The sequence below is a fragment of the Methylobacter arcticus genome, from assembly GCF_050917435.1.
Lineage (GTDB): Bacteria > Pseudomonadota > Gammaproteobacteria > Methylococcales > Methylomonadaceae > Methylobacter_A > Methylobacter_A titanis.
Window position 1 is genome coordinate 3,339,079 of the sequence record NZ_CP159583.1, and the last position, 16,447, is coordinate 3,355,525.

The 16,447-nt window shown below is 51.0% G+C and carries 11 protein-coding genes; 8 read left to right on the top strand and 3 right to left on the bottom strand.

Going from position 1 to position 16,447, the window contains the following annotated elements; translation table 11 throughout:
- The first annotated feature begins 67 nt into the window (after nt 1-67).
- Nucleotides 68-460 (top strand): DUF2721 domain-containing protein, encoded by a 393-nt coding sequence (locus ABXJ76_RS15880; RefSeq protein ID WP_432741861.1) that lies wholly within the window; start codon nt 68-70, stop codon nt 458-460.
- A 120-nt stretch (nt 461-580) separates the two neighbouring features.
- Entirely contained in the window at nt 581-1,156 is a 576-nt protein-coding gene (locus tag ABXJ76_RS15885; RefSeq protein WP_432741863.1) for an ANTAR domain-containing response regulator, read from the top strand.
- Between the two features lie 54 nt (nt 1,157-1,210).
- Here ABXJ76_RS15885 and ABXJ76_RS15890 read toward each other — a convergent pair whose 3' ends face one another.
- Nucleotides 1,211-2,128: a GAF domain-containing protein gene (locus ABXJ76_RS15890; RefSeq protein WP_432741865.1), complete on the bottom strand. Its 918-nt coding sequence runs from the start codon at nt 2,126-2,128 to the stop codon at nt 1,211-1,213.
- Nucleotides 2,129-2,638: 510 nt separating this feature from the next.
- Between ABXJ76_RS15890 and ABXJ76_RS15895 the strand changes: the two genes are divergently transcribed.
- From ABXJ76_RS15895 to ABXJ76_RS15920, 6 genes are all read left to right on the top strand, one after another.
- Nucleotides 2,639-4,030 carry a CmpA/NrtA family ABC transporter substrate-binding protein gene (locus ABXJ76_RS15895; protein WP_432741867.1) on the top strand — a complete coding sequence of 464 codons (1,392 nt, stop codon included), beginning with the start codon at nt 2,639-2,641 and terminating at the stop codon, nt 4,028-4,030.
- A gap of 226 nt (nt 4,031-4,256) precedes the next feature.
- Nucleotides 4,257-5,273: an ABC transporter permease gene (locus ABXJ76_RS15900; protein WP_432741869.1), complete on the top strand. Its 1,017-nt coding sequence runs from the start codon at nt 4,257-4,259 to the stop codon at nt 5,271-5,273.
- Between the two features lie 48 nt (nt 5,274-5,321).
- Entirely contained in the window at nt 5,322-7,079 is a 1,758-nt protein-coding gene (locus ABXJ76_RS15905) for an ABC transporter ATP-binding protein (RefSeq protein WP_432746548.1), read from the top strand.
- 31 nt (nt 7,080-7,110) lie between these two features.
- The gene (locus ABXJ76_RS15910; protein ID WP_432741871.1) at nt 7,111-8,370 is read left to right on the top strand and encodes an alginate export family protein; all 1,260 of its coding nucleotides are present in this window, start codon (nt 7,111-7,113) and stop codon (nt 8,368-8,370) included.
- A 186-nt stretch (nt 8,371-8,556) separates the two neighbouring features.
- Nucleotides 8,557-10,035 (top strand): NarK family nitrate/nitrite MFS transporter, encoded by a 1,479-nt coding sequence (locus tag ABXJ76_RS15915; RefSeq protein WP_432741873.1) that lies wholly within the window; start codon nt 8,557-8,559, stop codon nt 10,033-10,035.
- Nucleotides 10,036-10,054: 19 nt separating this feature from the next.
- Complete coding sequence (locus ABXJ76_RS15920; protein ID WP_432741875.1) at nt 10,055-11,779, top strand: protein kinase domain-containing protein; 1,725 nt, start codon at nt 10,055-10,057, stop codon at nt 11,777-11,779.
- A gap of 320 nt (nt 11,780-12,099) precedes the next feature.
- On the opposite strand, the gene ABXJ76_RS15925 is transcribed toward ABXJ76_RS15920, so the two are convergent.
- Both ABXJ76_RS15925 and ABXJ76_RS15930 read right to left on the bottom strand, forming a co-directional pair.
- Entirely contained in the window at nt 12,100-14,829 is a 2,730-nt protein-coding gene (locus ABXJ76_RS15925; protein WP_432741877.1) for a molybdopterin-dependent oxidoreductase, read from the bottom strand.
- Nucleotides 14,830-14,923: 94 nt separating this feature from the next.
- Nucleotides 14,924-16,141 carry an NAD(P)/FAD-dependent oxidoreductase gene (locus tag ABXJ76_RS15930; protein WP_432741879.1) on the bottom strand — a complete coding sequence of 406 codons (1,218 nt, stop codon included), beginning with the start codon at nt 16,139-16,141 and terminating at the stop codon, nt 14,924-14,926.
- Between the last annotated feature and the right edge of the window lie 306 nt (nt 16,142-16,447).

The window sequence follows — 16,447 nt, forward strand, 5'->3', positions numbered from 1 at the left end:
TAAATTCGCGCCCACGATATAAACTTAATGGCATACCGCACTTACAGTAACCCTTATTTAAAAAGCCATGGACATCACCATCACCACACCTGCCCTGTTGTTTCCAGCCATTTCAGTTTTGTTTTTAGCCTATTCCAATCGCTTTCTGGCGATTGCCGGCCGGATCAGGGAACAACATAACCTGTTTAACAAAACCCAAAGCCCGATTGCCAAAAAACAGATCGACAGCCTGAGGCAGCGCATCCGCTTTATTGTGGCGATGCAGTTGCTGGCGGTCATCGGCATTATCTGCTGCATAATCGCCATGGGACTGATCTTTTACGGACTGCAATATGACGGCAACCTTGCTTTTGGCTTCAGCATGATTTTTATCGTGTTATCGCTATTAGCATCCATAAGCGAGCTGTTGCTGTCAACCAAAGCGCTCAATATTGAGCTGGAAGATATGGAAGCGCATTAATTATCGATGTGTCATCAATGCTACAAACAGGCAAAAAATGCACCCGCTTGTTGCATTACCGTCATGTTGATACCCTACCCTCCTTTTAATAAACGGCGTAGTTTGTACTGACTATTTAAAATGAACGCCTTAACGATATTACTTATTGAAGATGAAACTGCCGATCAGTTATTGGAAAAAATACTGATCGCCAAGGGCTATTCGGTCGCCAGCACTGCAATGCCTGAAGCGAACATACAATCCTTAGTGGCGAACAACGACACCGAACTGCTTATGTTTAATATTGACAGCCCTAAAAAATATTTTCAGGACATCGCTTACCTAAACCGGAATCATCCGCTGCCCATGATTATTTTTGCCACTGACGACACGCCTAACACCATTGATCAAATCATTAAGGCCGGAGTCGGTGCTTATGTTGTCAACGGCCTGGAAATCGGTCGCATTGACAGTATTATCCACATCGCCGTGGCAAGATTTAAAGAACGGCAACAGCTTAAAAACGAACTGGAAAAAACAAAATCCAAGCTAGAAGAAAGAAAACTGGTAGACAGGGCGAAAGGCATTTTGATTAAAACCCGTGGTTTTACCGAAGACGATGCCTACCACACCCTGAGAAAACTGGCGATGGATCGCAATATCGCCATCGGAGAAATGGCAAAAAACGTTATTGCTATGGCTGAACTTCTCAAATAGTGAATGTTGGGGTGCAAAAAGATGCAACCCAGCCTAGGCGGCAAGTCTCCTTGGCTAAAATAAAAAAGTAACCACTGCTTTCAGCTTTCCACCGTCTATCACCGGCATTGCCAGCATCGAATTCAAGCGGCCTTCTACCACAGCGCCATCTGAGTTATTTCGGATAGCCGGAACCCCGGTCAACCAGACTCTACCCAATAATCCCTCGCCTTTGCGCACCGAGACGGTTTCAAGTATTTCGGCCAGTTCATCATTGTGTTTGCTATATCCCGACTGGCACACCAAATACTGCCCGCTTTGATCCGGCACCCATATCTGTAACCGTTGGGCAATTGGCGTCGCTTTGGCCGATAAAAAAGTCATGATGTAAACCTGATTGGCAACCACCGAAACCGGAATACCCAGCGCCGTGGTTATCCCGGCTTTTCCGGCATCCGCGCTTCGGATAAAAGCAGACGCAAGCCCCATATCTTCTATAAGCATAGGCATGCCTGTTGCCCATACCCGCCCAGGCAAACCGCAACCGCTGCCGAATTTCATATTTCTGGATATACGTTCAAAATCATCCAGCGTACCGTAATAGCCGTCAATAACAGTCAGTTCAGTCTTTTTCCCTAAACTGTTACTCCACACTTCTATGGCACCGGCATGGTGTTGATCGTCCCCGCACAAAAAAACCACTACAGCCATTAAAAACTCGCCTGAAAAAACAGGCAGGGCAATACCGCAGGGTAAACCGGCCTTTTTAGCCGATGGTGTTCGCTTAAAATAAGAATGATCGAATGCCGTTAATACCACAGGATGACCGGCAGCCCATGCTTTGCCGGGCAAACCTTCGTCATAAGCGAAAGATTCCTTTTCGCTGGCGACGCGAAACTCAGTCAAGGCGCCGTACAGTCCGGCACCAAATTCCAATCGGGTCCGATCTTTTGTCGGCAGCCAGATTTCCGTTACTTTAATAAATGTATTCATGTTGAATGAGTAGCATAGGGCGTTATGTCAATATGGGCGCCGCTCCCACAAGAGTCTCAACTCTCCCGGTTTAGGTTAGAAGCCGACAACTGCTTTGACAAAGCAGATTCTATGCCGGATTGCAGAAACAAGATAAAACCGCCGTGCCTTATCGGTACTTAGGGAAAAATCGCCCACGACATGCCCATTAAAAGAACTCAATTGGTGCATAACACCGGGAAATCGCCCAGATTCGATGCGTTGCCTGCAACAGACTTGCTCTCATTGCCAGCCCAAAGACAAGACATAACAAACTGTATTTATTAAACAAACCTTATAAAAACAGTTAACAGGCGATTTTGGCATAACATTTGCCTTTAACAGGATAAGGCTCCAATGGCGGAGCACTAAAAAAATCTTGGTTCAACGGCGAACCATATTGACAAAGGCGTCTAACCGGACTGAGTGCATCGGACATTCTGTTTGGCGACGCTTTTTTTTGCTCGATTTTTTCAGCTTGATGAGGTCATCATGAAACAAACCCGGATAGTGATTATTAAGAAACTGGCTGCGGCATTAACGGCTGCATCTCTATTAACTTTTAGCTTAAGTGCCAATGCGGCTGAAAAGCTGGAAAAAGACAGCCTCAAACTCGGCTTCATCAAACTGACCGATATGGCGCCTTTGGCGGTTGCCTTGGAAAAAGGCTATTTCGATGATGAAGGTCTTTCCGTACAAGTGGAAGCGCAAGCCAACTGGAAAGTGTTATTGGATCGGGTGATAGGCGGCGAACTGGATGGAGCGCATATGCTGGCAACCCTGCCCTTCGGCACCGCCATCGGTTATGGCACCAAAGCCGATATTGTCAGTGCCTTCACCATGACCTTAAACGGCGATGCGATTACCGTATCCAACGAGGTCTGGAAGCAGATGAAGCCGCAGATTCCGCTCAAAGACGGAAAACCGGTACATCCGATCAAAGCGGATACCTTAAAACCGGTGTTGGAAAAATACAAAAGTGCAGGCAAACCCTTCAACATGGCGATGACTTTCCCGGTCGGCACGCACAATATGAAACTGCGTTACTGGCTGGCGGCCGGCGGTATTAAGCCCGGTTTTTACGCACCGCCTGAAGATACGTCCGGTCAAATTGACGCCGAAGCCATGCTGTCGGTCACGCCGCCGCCGCAAATGCCGGCCACCATGGATTCAGGCACGATTGTCGGCTACTGTGTCGGCGAACCGTGGAATCAGCAGGCGGTATTCAAAGGCATCGGTGTGCCGGTCATCAGCGATTACGAACTGATGAAGAACAGTGCTGAAAAAATCTTTGGCGTGACTAAAGAATGGGCCGATAAAAACCCCAATACCCACAAAGCGGTGATCAAAGCCTTGATTCGCGCCTCGATGTGGCTGGATGCGGAAAACAACAAAAATCGCAATGAAAGCGTGGAAATGTTGTCGCAAAAACACTATGTCGGCGCTGATTACGAAGTGCTGGCCAACAGCATGAACGGCACCTTCGAGTATGAAAAAGGCGATAAACGCGATTTACCCGATTTCAACGTATTCTTCCGCCATAACGGTTCTTATCCTTATTACAGTGATGCAGTTTGGAGCCTGACCCAAATGCGCCGCTGGGGACAAATCAACGAATACAAATCCGATGCCTGGTTTATGGAAACCGCTAAGAAAGTGTATCGCCCTGATATATACATGGCTGCGGCAAAGACTTTGGTTGCCGAAGGCAAGGCCAAAGCCAGTGATTTTCCTGCCGACAGCGAAACCGGCTTTAAAGCGCCTAGCGGTGATTTTATTGATGGCGTGGTCTTTGATGGCACTAAGCCCAATGATTATCTGACTAAGTTTTCTATCGGTCTTAAAGGCAAGCAAAAAGTGGTCGGCGGCAAGGTAGTTGAGTAGTTGATATTTTCAGTACTCCCACGCGCTGCATCACTGCCATTGAGTTAAGGATTGGGTCTATTGTGGGCGCGAATTTATTCGCGCCCACAAAGATACAACCCTAACTATATTCAGACGTAATTTAATGTCAGCAACGCATGGGAACGATGCTAAGTTGAGTTAGCGCAAGGACGCACCTTTTTTACCTTTAACTTTTTTTTACCACCTGCTTTTAGAGGTACCGACCATGTATAACCGACTGATCAAATTTTTAAACATAACCGGACTCACCTGGTTTGTTCCTCTGGCAAAAATAGCGGCCGGAGAGAATCCCTCGCTGCAAATCCGCCAACTGTGGCTGATCATGGGCGTGCCGATACTCGCTTTTATGATTTTCCTTGGACTGTGGAGCTTTTCCGCATCCAAGGTTAACACCAGTCTGGGCACTATTCCCGGGCCGGTCGCGGTGTGGCACGAAGCAGGCGGATTGCTTGACGATCATTACGCCGAACGCGCTAAAGAAGCCGAGTATTACCAGCGCCAGCAAACCCGCAATGAGCAAAAACGTGCCGAAGATCCCAATGCCCAAATCAAAGTCCGTCCCTATAACGGCCAGGCTACCTATCTGGATAAGATTTATACCAGTCTGTACACGGTGTTTGCAGGCTTTGTCATTGCCACACTGATCGCCGTGCCGCTGGGTCTGTTCTGCGGCATGAGTCCGGTGTTTAGCGCCGCGATCAATCCGCTGGTGCAGATTTTCAAGCCGGTATCGCCGTTGGCCTGGCTGCCGATTGTCACGCTGGTAGTCAGCGCCGTGTATGTGACCGGCGATGACTCCTGGTTTGAAAAATCGTTCCTGACTTCCGCAATTACCGTCACCCTGTGTTCGCTGTGGCCGACGCTGATCAATACCGCTATCGGCGTGTCATCGATAGACAAAGACCTGATCAATGTCGGCAAGGTGTTGCGCCTTGGCTGGAGCACTCAAATCAGGAAGATCATTTTGCCGTCCGCGTTGCCTTACATTTTCACCGGCATGCGTTTGTCCTTGGGTGTCGGTTGGATGGTGCTGATCGCTGCGGAAATGCTGGCGCAAAATCCGGGGCTGGGCAAATTCGTCTGGGATGAATTCCAGAACGGCAGTTCCAACTCCTTAGGGAGAATTATGGTCGCGGTGTTTACCATCGGACTGATCGGCTTTGCCTTGGACCGCATCATGCAGTCACTACAAAACCTGTTCTCTTTCGGTAGAGCACTTTAACCAGGAGCCGAGATGTCTGTCGTAAACCTAAAAATTGCGAATAAACACATGCAAAATAACCCGCCTGCGCCATCGAATGACGCCCATCAGCCTTTGCTGGAATTAAAGGCTGTATGCAAAAGCTATGGCGCGACATCCATACTCAACAACATCAACCTGAGCATTAGAGAAGGCGAGTTCGTTGCGATAGTCGGTTTTTCCGGCAGCGGCAAAACCACGCTGATTTCAACCATTGCCGGATTGATTCAGGCCGATAGCGGCGAGGTGCTAAAACAAGGATCACCGATTACCGCACCGGGTCCGGATCGCGGCGTCGTGTTCCAAAACTACTCGCTGATGCCGTGGCTGACGGTGTTCGAAAACGTGGCTCTGGCGGTCGACCAGATATTCCAACACTGGCCTGCCGATCAGCGTCGCGCGCATACCGAAAAGTACGTCAGGATGGTCAATCTCGGCGCGGCGATGGCTAAAAAGCCCGCCGAACTGTCCGGCGGCATGCGCCAACGGGTCAATGTCGCCCGCGCACTAGCCGCCAGCCCCGATATTTTGCTGCTGGACGAACCGCTCAGCGCACTGGATGCGTTGACACGCGGTAACCTGCAGGATGAAATTTTGCAAATCTGGGAGCAGGAAAAGAAAACCGTCATCCTGATTACCAACGATGTCGATGAGGCCATCTATATGGCGGATCGGGTTATTCCGCTTAATCCCGGACCCGATGCGACCTTCGGCCCGGATTTTCCGGTCAATATCGAGCGTCCCAGAGACCGGACTGCGTTAAACCATAACCCCGAGTTTAAACGCTTACGCGCCGAAATAACCCGTTATTTAATGGACATCGGCATCGAAAAAAACCTGGGTTCGAGCGTTGATAAAATCGTCCTGCCCAAAATAAAACCTAACACCGACAGCGACTGGAATCGCGACTACTATTCGGCCTTCGCCGCGCCTGCTCCCGGCAGGCTTGCGGCATACACACCCTCCCTGGCGATAAAATCCGGGCATGATGAGATTGTCCGCCCGCGTTATCTGGAGTTTTCAAAGCTGTGTAAAATTTATCCAACCCCTGACGGCAATAGTTCGGTTAAGGTCGTGGACGGTTTCGACCTGAAAATGAAAAAAGGCGAATTCATCTCGATCATCGGCCATTCCGGCTGCGGTAAATCCACGGTGCTATCGATGACCGCTGGTTTAAACAGCATCTCCGAAGGCGTTATTATCCTGGACAACAAGGAAGTTGACAGCGCCGGTCCCGATCGCGGCGTGGTGTTTCAGGCGCCCAGCCTATTTCCCTGGCTGACCGCCTTTGAAAACGTGATGTTGGGCGTTGACAAGGTCTATCCCCATGCGGCCAAATCGGAACGCAATGACATCGTCGGCTATTACCTGACCCGCGTCGGTTTGGGCGACTCGCTGTACAAAAAAGCCGGCGACATGTCCAACGGCATGCGCCAACGGGTCGGCATTGCCCGAGCCTTTGCCTTGTCGCCCAAGCTGCTGTTGCTGGACGAGCCGTTCGGCATGCTGGATTCTCTGACCCGCTGGGAACTGCAGGAAGTGTTGATGGAAGTCTGGGAAAGAACCCAGGTCACCGCCATTGTGGTCACCCATGATGTCGACGAGGCCATCCTGCTGGCAGACCGGGTGGTCATGATGACCAACGGCCCGCACGCCAAAATCGGCAAAATCGAAGACATTGACTTGCCCAGGCCGCGCAGCCGCAAAGCCCTGCTGGAACATCCCGATTACTACAAATACCGGGAAAGCATCTTGAGCTTTCTGACCGAGTGCGACCATACGCATTAACAACCGCTTTAATAATACTTTAGGAGGCTTTATGCCGCAGCAGCAAAGAAAAATCTCATTATCTGCATCACTATTGGCCCTATCGGTAGCGAGCGGTTCAGCCTTAGCCGATGTTACCCAGGACGTTGAAGACGCGCTCAATTTTTATCATTACGGCAAAAACGGCGCGGTCAAGATTGACTTGAATTACCGTTACGAAAATGTCGATCAAGACCGAGGCCCGCAAAAAACCGCCAATGCCAACACCGCACGCCTGCGGGCAGGCTTGCTGTCGCCGACTTTTCACGGCCTGCAAGGCTATGCCGAATACGAAGGCAATCTGGCCATGCAGGAAGATTTCAACAGTACGCGCAACGGCAATACCGGCTACTCAACAGTGGCCGATCCTGAAAAAAGCGAACTCAACCAACTATGGCTCAGCTATGCCGGCATTCCCGATACGGTGATTAAAGGCGGACGGCAACGCATCAAGCTCGACGACGACCGCTTTATCGGCAACGTCGGCTGGCGGCAGATGGAAACCACCTTCGACTCGGTGCTGATCACCCACAGCAATCAACAGCTGTTCGGCCTGACCGTTAACGCAGGCTATATCGGCAACGTCAATACATTTACCTCCACCACCGAAAACATCGAAGCCCCGATTCTGAACATCAGTTATAAAGTCGGCGATTACGGCAATCTGGTCGGTTACGGCTACTGGCTGGATTATACCGAACGCGAAAATTATGAAAAATCCAGCCAAACCTACGGCTTGCGCATGACCAACTATCAAAAACCGGGAGACGCTCTAAAGCTGAGTGATAACTACGGCGTGGTCTATACCGCCGAATGGGGACATCAGGAAGATTACGGGCATGGTGCAACCCGCTACGCTACCGACCGCGTCAACCTGATGGGCGGCGTTACCGCCTATAACTTCACTTTCCAAGGAGCAGTTGAACAACTTGACGGCAAAGGGCTCAATAAAACCTTTGATACGCCGCTAGGCACCAACCATGCATTCCAGGGCTGGGCGGACTTATTCCTGGTTACGCCTAGAGACGGTATCCGCGATGTATCCGGCGCAGTGCACGCCGTACTGGATCGCGGCAGCGTGGTATTAACCGGTGTTTACCATGATTTTACCGATGACGCCGGACAACTTCATTACGGCAAGGAATGGGATTTTCAGGCCACTAAAAAATTCGGCAAGCATTATTCCCTGTTGGCCAAATACGCTTATTACGATGCCGATCAATTTGGCACCGACACCCAAAAAATCTGGGTGCAGGGGAATATCAGTTTTTAAGCCCTTGCGCCGCACCATAATGATGCAACCAGCATTATTATGGTGCTTCTTAATCACTAAGCATTAGCCGCTTTTTTCGTTTTATACCGCTACGTGGCCCAAATAACCCGGTATTAAACGGTCTTTGCCGGTGTGGCATGCAACCTGCATTTCCCCGAGTAAATCTTTACTAACTGGGAATCAACCATGTCATCTTCACACCTTAACCTGCTGTCCTTCTCGGGGAAAACCAAAATTCTCCATATGAGCTGGATGGCTTTTTTTATCAGCTTTGTGGTGTGGTTTAACCACGCGCCGTTAATGATGGTGATCGCTAAAACGCTGGGTATGAGCAGCTCGGAAATAAAAACCATCCTGATTTTAAATGTCGCCTTGACCATTCCGGCGCGGATTGTGATCGGTATCCTGGTCGATAAGTTCGGCCCTAAACGGACTTATTCAACACTGCTGGCAGTCGGCAGTATTCCCTGTTTTATGTTCGCTTTTGCCACCAGTTTTGAACAGCTGGCCCTGGCCCGTTTCTTGTTAGGCTTTATCGGCGCCGGTTTTGTGATCGGCATACGCATGGTCGGCGAATGGTTTCCGGCCAAACAAGTGGGCATTGCCGAAGGCATTTACGGCGGTTGGGGAAATTTCGGTTCAGCCGCTGCGGCCGGAACTTTACCTGCTCTCGCCTTGATCTATGGCGGCGACGAAGGCTGGCGCTATGCGATTGCAACCACCGGCGCCATGTCCCTGATCTATTCGGTCATCTATTTTTTCAGTGTCTCCGATACCCCCAAAGGCTCGACTTATTTTAAGCCTAAAAAAGCCGGGGCGATGGAAGTGACCAGCATCAGGGACTTGTTCTTCTATGTTCTGATGACTATTCCGTTGTACGCCACCTTAAGCCTGTTAACCTGGAAACTATCGCCAACAGGCGCTAACCTGTTATCGAACGTCGCCGCCATTGGCATTTATATCGGCATTTGGGTTTTATTCCTCTATAACGTCTATAAAATTATCCACGTCAATGAGGAACATCTGCAACAACCGATAGATCCAATCCATCAATACAAATTCAAGCAGGTTGCCATTCTGAATTTGGCGTATTTCATTACCTTCGGCTCGGAACTGGCGGTAGTTTCGATGTTGCCGCTGTTTTTCTTTGAAACTTTCCATGAATCGCAAGGCATCAGCATGGTGCAAGCCGGTTTACTGGGCGGGAGTTTCGCCTTTATCAATCTGGTTGCGCGGCCGCTTGGCGGCTGGGTTAGCGACAAATTCGGCCGTAAACTGTCGTTAAGTATTTTTGTTTTGGGTCTGTCGGCGGGCTATTTTTGCATGTCGCTGATTGATCCGGAATGGTCTATTGCGTTGGCGGTATTGGTCACCATGGCCTGCTCTTGCTTTGTATCGGCCGGCTGCGGTGCCGTCTATGCGATAGTTCCGTTGATAAAACGGCGGATGACCGGACAGATTGCCGGCATGGTCGGCGCTTACGGCAATGTCGGCGGCGTACTGTTTTTGACTATATTATCGTTCGTTACCCCGGCGGCATTTTTTACAGTCATCGCGGTCGTGGCATTATCCGTGTTGGTCGCCGTACAGTTTATCGATGAACCCAAAGGACACATGGCCGAAGTTCAGGAAGACGGCACCGTGGAAATGATCGAGTTGAATTAATTATCCATAAACATAAACCATGCCCAAACCAACACTCAAAGTCAGCATCGGCTCTGCCAGCGATAAAGGCATCAAGCCGGATAATGAGGATTTTTTCGGTTCGTTAATACCGGAAGGCCCGCAGCTTATCCATAAAGGCATAGCCGTTGCGATCGCCGACGGCATGAGCGGCAGCGACGCCGGGAAACAGGCCAGCCACTGCTGTGTGATCAGCTTTTTAAGCGATTATTACAGCACCCCGGACTCGTGGTCGGTCAAACTTGCCGGGCAGAAAATTCTTTCCGCGACCAATTCCTGGCTATACAGTCAGGGACAAAGCCGCTATGAATCGACCAAAGGCATGGTCAGCACGCTCAGCATCATCGTCCTGAAATCGACCACGGCGCATATTTTCCATATCGGCGATTCCCGCATTTATCGCTTGCGCCAAGGTAACTTCGAGCAGATAACCCGCGATCACCGCATCTGGGTTAAAGAAAAGAATTATCTTAGCCGGGCCATGGGCATAGAGCCGCGCCTGGAAGTCGATTACCAGGCGCATCCTGTGGAAAAAGGCGATCTGTTTTTGCTGACGACTGACGGCATACACGATTTTCTCGATGAAAAAATCCTGAAAAAACTCGTCCAAGAGTCTGCGGATTTAACGCTGGTTGCCGAAACAATTTTGCAACAGGCCGCAGCCAATCATAGCGACGACAATCTGACCTGCCAGCTGCTCAGAATCGATGAACTGCCCGAAGCCAACGAAGACGAGATTATTCGCCGCCACAGCAACCTGCCCTTCCCGCCGCCGCTGGAACCCGGCATGGTCATCGACGGCTACCGGATTGAGGCCGAATTGCATGCCAGCAAACGCACCCAGATTTATCGGGCATTCGACACCCAAACCCACACGCAGGTTATTTTAAAAACCCCGTCCATCCTTTATGACGACGACACCCATTACATCGAGCATTTTCTGCATGAAGAATGGGCGGGGAAACGCATTCATCACGACAATGTGCTGAAAGTTCTGAGCGCCGATCGGGAAAAAAGCTGCATTTATTACGTCACCGAATTTCTCGAAGGTCCGACGCTTAGACAATGGATTACCGACCACCCCAAGCCTGACATTAAAGCAGCCAGAAAAATTGTCGAGCAGATTGCCAAAGGTCTGCGCGCTTTTCATCGCATGGAAATGCTGCATCAGGATTTAAAACCTGAAAACATCATGTTCGATAAAAACGGCGTCGCTAAAATCATCGATTTCGGTTCGGTTAAAATAGCCGGCATCGCAGAAATCACCCCGCTGGATCGAGGCGAGGCCGACAACATACTCGGCACCTTAAATTACGCCGCGCCCGAATATCATCTGGGGCAGCGGGGCACGGTAAAATCCGAGCTGTTTTCGCTGGCGGTGATCACTTACGAGATGCTGAACAACGCCCTGCCCTTCGGCCAGGACATGCCTGAAAAACCCGATAAAATGAATCTGGCAAAACTGCACTATGTGCCCAGTTTTCATCACAATGCGATGGTTCCTCTCTGGATTGACGGCGCCTTGGAAAAAGCGACCGCAATAAGCCCGCAATTTCGCTACGACAATTTATCGGAGTTTCTGTATGACCTGTCCACACCCAACCCTAGATTCCTGAGCGCTAAAGAGGCTATCCCTTTAATTGAGCGCAATCCGTTATTATTCTGGAAAGGCTTATCGGCAATCCTGCTGCTCACTAATCTGGTGTTGCTGTATTTGTTGACCTAGAGCCATCGTCCACGAACAGCACGGCCTGCTCAATACTTACCCTCGTTCCCACGCTCCCGAGACGGTGAAAGTATTATCCAGATCGAGCTGAAAAAATTATTTACCACAGAGAACACGAAGGACACGGAGAAAACAACAGCATTAATTCAAGGTATTAAAAACTTCGTGCTCTCGGCAACTGCTCCTGCGTTGCTCTACCTCCTGCATCCTTGCAGTCGTCCGTGTTCTTCGTGGTTAATTTCTAAATATGGATACTTTCACAGTCTCTCCCAGTGGGAACCAGAGACAACAAGATTTCCGGGTTCCCAATTACGCCGTCATCACAACAGCGCCTTGATCTCCGGCACACAGGAACCGCAGTTGGTTCCGGCTTTAAGACAATGACCGACGTCCTGATGGGTTTTGAGTCCTTGTTCCCTGATCGCGTTTTGGATGGTAAGTTCCCCGACATTGAAGCAGGCGCAAACGATAGTGCCGACATCGGCGACGCCTAAGGGCGGCTTGCCGGTCAATAAGGCCATGCGTTCCGCTATTTCCAATTCTGTTTTTACAAACAGGGAGAGCAACCAATTGCGTTCCGGCAACGCAGACTCGGTCGCGATAAAAACCACGCTTTCCAGCCGATTGTTGACGATACGCGCGGCCCGGTAATTGCCCTGAGCGGAATCTTGATATTCCTGCCATTGGGCAGTTCCGCCAGCGCTGTCGCAGAGGTTCTGTTGCGCCCATGCCTGCCAGTTTTCGGGCAAGGTCATCCCGGCCAGTTCATAGCGGTAAACCTGTTCGCCTTTCATTTTTACCCAATAGTCGGGATCGCTGATGCTTAACTCGCGCCGGGACAGGATAAAACCTTGCCAGGCAGGTTGATAGGCCTTGATCCGCACCGGCGTATGCTTGCTTTCCGGTTGCTTGGAAATCGGATCGACCACCGCATTGACTAGCGCGCCCATGCGTCCGCGACTGGCGTATTGTTCGGTCCAGTGCATCGGCACGAAGATGCTGCCTTGCTGTTGACTGTCGGTAATCTGTACCCGCGCAATCATTGAACCCCAACGGCTTTCAATGATGGCCAAATTGGGTATATCAGCAAGCTGTTGTGGGCGCGAATTTATTCGCGCAACCGGCGTAGCGCGAATAAATTCGCGCCCACAGAAAGGCTCAGCGCACTCTTTTGGGCTTAAGTAATGTGCATCAGCAGGATGCACTTCGACAAATGGCTCGGGCTTGTGCTGATTAAGTTGCGCCGCAATAGCGGTGCGGGTCATGGTATGCCACTGGTCGCGCAAACGGCCGGTATTTAAAATCAGCGGATAAGCCTGATCCGGCGGATTGACCGGTGGGCGTGGCGTAACCGCAATAAACCGGGCTTTGCCCGATTCGGTATAAAACCGCCCGTCCTCGAACATTCTGCTTCGGCCTTGCGGATAGGCCTGATTAACCGGCCACTGGATCGGCTGCAAACGGTCGTAATCGTGCTGAGTCATGTCGGCAAACGCCGATATGTCGAAGTCACGTTGGCCGTTATTTTCAAAGCCGGAAAGCCGGGCGTGTTCGCGAAAAATCTCCACCGGGCTTTGATAATGGAATGCCTGTTCAAAACCCATGCGCCTTGCGACTTGGGTAACGATCCACCAATCCGGTTTGGCGCTGCCGGCAGGTTTAAATAACGCCCGTTGCCGTGAAATGCGCCGCTCGGAATTGGTGACCATGCCGTCTTTTTCACTCCAGCCTTGCGCAGGCAACAGCACATGCGCCAGAGCGGTGGTATCGGTATCGTTGATGCAATCGGACACCACCACAAACTCGCAACGCTGCAAGGCCAGTTTGACTTTATTCGCATTGGGCAGGCTGACCACCGGGTTGGTGCCCATAATCCACACGGCTTTGATGTTGCCGTCGTAGATGGCGTCAAACAATTCCACGGCCGGATAACCCGGCTTTTTGGCAATGTTTGCCGTATTCCAGAACCGCGCGACCCGATCTATGTCGTCGGCATTGAAAAAATCCATATGCGCGGCCAGTTGATTCGACAAGCCGCCGACTTCGCGTCCGCCCATCGCATTGGGTTGTCCGGTCAGCGAGAATGGCCCGCAACCCGGTTTTCCTATGCTGCCCGTTGCCAGATGGCAGTTGATAATGGCATTGACCTTGTCGGTGCCGGATGTCGATTGATTGATGCCCTGGCTGTATAAACTCATCACTTTTTTATGCCCGGCAAACCATGCATAAAAACGGTGCAGGTCGTCTTTATCTAGCCGGCAAGTCTTTGCAACCTGTTCAATACCGATACCGGCAGCATTCAGGGCTTCAACGAAGCCTTCGGTATGCGCTTTTATATAAGCCGAATCCAGCGCGTTTTGTTCGCTTAAAAAATGCAGCAGGCCGTTAAATAAGGCGGCGTCACTGCCGCTCGCCAGCGGCAAATGCAAATCGGCGATGTCGCAACTGGCGGTGCGGCGCGGGTCGATCACCACGATTTTTAACGCCGGATTGGCTTCCTTGGCTGCGCGTATCCGTTGGAAACCGACCGGATGACACCAGGCGGCATTGGAGCCGATCAGCACGATCATCTCGGCGCGTTCAAAATCTTCGTAACAGCCCGGCACGGTATCCGAGCCGAAGGCGCGTTTATGCCCGGCCACCGACGACGACATGCACAAGCGGCTGTTGGTATCCATATTGCCGCTGCCGATAAAGCCTTTCATCAGCTTGTTGGCGACGTAATAATCTTCGGTCAACAATTGCCCGGAGCCGTAAATCGCCACCGAGTCGGCGCCGTATTTTTCGATAGCGCGGATAAAGGAGTCGGCGACCAGATCCAATGCTTGGGTCCAGCTGGTTTCTCGCCCGTAGACTTGCGGCTGCAACAGTCGGCCTTTGAGTTCAACCGTCTCGCCGAGCGCGGAACCTTTGGAGCATAGCCGCCCGAAATTGGCCGGATGCGAGGTGTCGCCGCCGATTTTAAGGCGATGGTGGACGTCATCGACTTTCGCGCTAATGCCGCAGCCTACGCCGCAGTAAGGGCAAGTGGTTTGTATGGTTTTAGTCATGATAAGTATCAGTATATCAACAAGCTGTGGGCGCGAATTCATTCGCGCAATCGGCACAGCGCGAACGAATTCGCGCCCGCATTGGGTTCACAACTTACCCCGCATAAGCTTTACCAAAAATCAGCGCATCCCTTATCTCGGAAATAGTCTCTTCCTGCTCCAGCAATTGCTGGTACCAGCTGCCGTCTGCGGTGTCGCCATAGAGCACCGCGCCGATCAGCTTGTCGGCCTTAATGACCAGTTTCTTGTAAATACCTATCGCAGGATCGGTAAAACAGAGGCTTTCAGAATGTTCATCACCTTGAAAATCGCCAACCGAAAACAGGTTGATACCGGTGACTTTAAGCTTGGTCGCGGTCGGCAAGGTAATATATTCGGCCACGCCATGCGCACTGAGATGATTGGCGCAGACTTTGGCTTGCTCAAACAACGGAGCGACCAGGCCGAAGGTAGCGCCGCGATGCTGAATGCATTCGCCTACCGCGTAAACGCTGGGATCGTAACTTTGCAAAGTATCGTTAACGACGATGCCGCGCTCGCAATAAATCCCCGCTTCCTGAGCCAGCGCCATGTTGGGGCGTACGCCGATGGCCATAATGAACAGGTCGCAGTCGAGTTGGCTGCCATCATCAAAACAAACAGAGGTGATATGACCATTTTCATCCCCCAGTAATTGCTTAAGTTTGGCGGCCATCTTAAATTTCAGGCCGCGTTGCTCCAGTTCCGTTTGCAGCATTTTTGCTGCGGGTCTGTCCATTTGCCGGTTCAGCAAGATTTCATGATTATGGATCACGGTCACATCCATGCCTCTTAAAACCAGACCGTTGGCGGCTTCCAGGCCTAGCAACCCCCCGCCCAAGACCACCGCTTTTTTATGGCTACGACTGTAGCTAAGCATTTTGTTGACATCGACAATATCCCGAAAGCTGATCACGCCCTCCAGATCATTGCCGGCAATCTCCGGTATAACGGCTTTGGAACCGGTAGCGATTAACAGCCGGTCATAGCCGGCAAATGTGCCGTCTTGCGCATAGACTTTTTTGTTTTTCCGGTCTATCCGCGTCACGGCTTTGGCTTCGCCCGCATAGAGCGTTATGCCGTTGTCGAGGTACCACTGACGGTTATTGATCACAATATCCTCAATGGTTTTTTCGCCGCACAGCACCGAGGACAGCATGATGCGGTTGTAGTTGCCGTAAGGCTCGGCGCCGAACACGGTAATGGCGTATTTATCCGGCGCGGCGGTCAGCAGTTCCTCTACGGTACGCATACCCGCCATGCCGTTGCCGATCACGACCAAGCGTTGTTTCATCGGGTGTTCCTTATGATTGAATGCTATGTTCAATATTCCTAAGCAATCTGTATGCCTACTCTAACGCTGTAGGCCGGAATAAGACTGTTCGAGCGCCAGCAAGAACTGGCGGTTCCGGCAACACGCGCCGGAACCGCCACCTCGCGCTACGCCCTTCGGCAAGCTCAGGACAGGCTTGGGTGGCCTTATTCCCGCCTACATTTAAAATTTTTATGCGCTAAAATGGTGCGAAACTAAACTGCTGGCGCACTTAATTGGACAGTCAGGTAAAAAGACAGACGAAAAGCAAAAGGCGAAAGACGAAAA

Coding starts and splice junctions, on each gene's coding strand:
- ABXJ76_RS15880 (WP_432741861.1), top strand. CDS start 68: ATGGACATCACCATCACCACACCTGCCCTGTTGTTTCCAGCCATTTCA.
- ABXJ76_RS15885 (WP_432741863.1), top strand. CDS start 581: ATGAACGCCTTAACGATATTACTTATTGAAGATGAAACTGCCGATCAG.
- ABXJ76_RS15890 (WP_432741865.1), bottom strand. CDS start 2,128: ATGAATACATTTATTAAAGTAACGGAAATCTGGCTGCCGACAAAAGAT.
- ABXJ76_RS15895 (WP_432741867.1), top strand. CDS start 2,639: ATGAAACAAACCCGGATAGTGATTATTAAGAAACTGGCTGCGGCATTA.
- ABXJ76_RS15900 (WP_432741869.1), top strand. CDS start 4,257: ATGTATAACCGACTGATCAAATTTTTAAACATAACCGGACTCACCTGG.
- ABXJ76_RS15905 (WP_432746548.1), top strand. CDS start 5,322: ATGCAAAATAACCCGCCTGCGCCATCGAATGACGCCCATCAGCCTTTG.
- ABXJ76_RS15910 (WP_432741871.1), top strand. CDS start 7,111: ATGCCGCAGCAGCAAAGAAAAATCTCATTATCTGCATCACTATTGGCC.
- ABXJ76_RS15915 (WP_432741873.1), top strand. CDS start 8,557: ATGTCATCTTCACACCTTAACCTGCTGTCCTTCTCGGGGAAAACCAAA.
- ABXJ76_RS15920 (WP_432741875.1), top strand. CDS start 10,055: ATGCCCAAACCAACACTCAAAGTCAGCATCGGCTCTGCCAGCGATAAA.
- ABXJ76_RS15925 (WP_432741877.1), bottom strand. CDS start 14,829: ATGACTAAAACCATACAAACCACTTGCCCTTACTGCGGCGTAGGCTGC.
- ABXJ76_RS15930 (WP_432741879.1), bottom strand. CDS start 16,141: ATGAAACAACGCTTGGTCGTGATCGGCAACGGCATGGCGGGTATGCGT.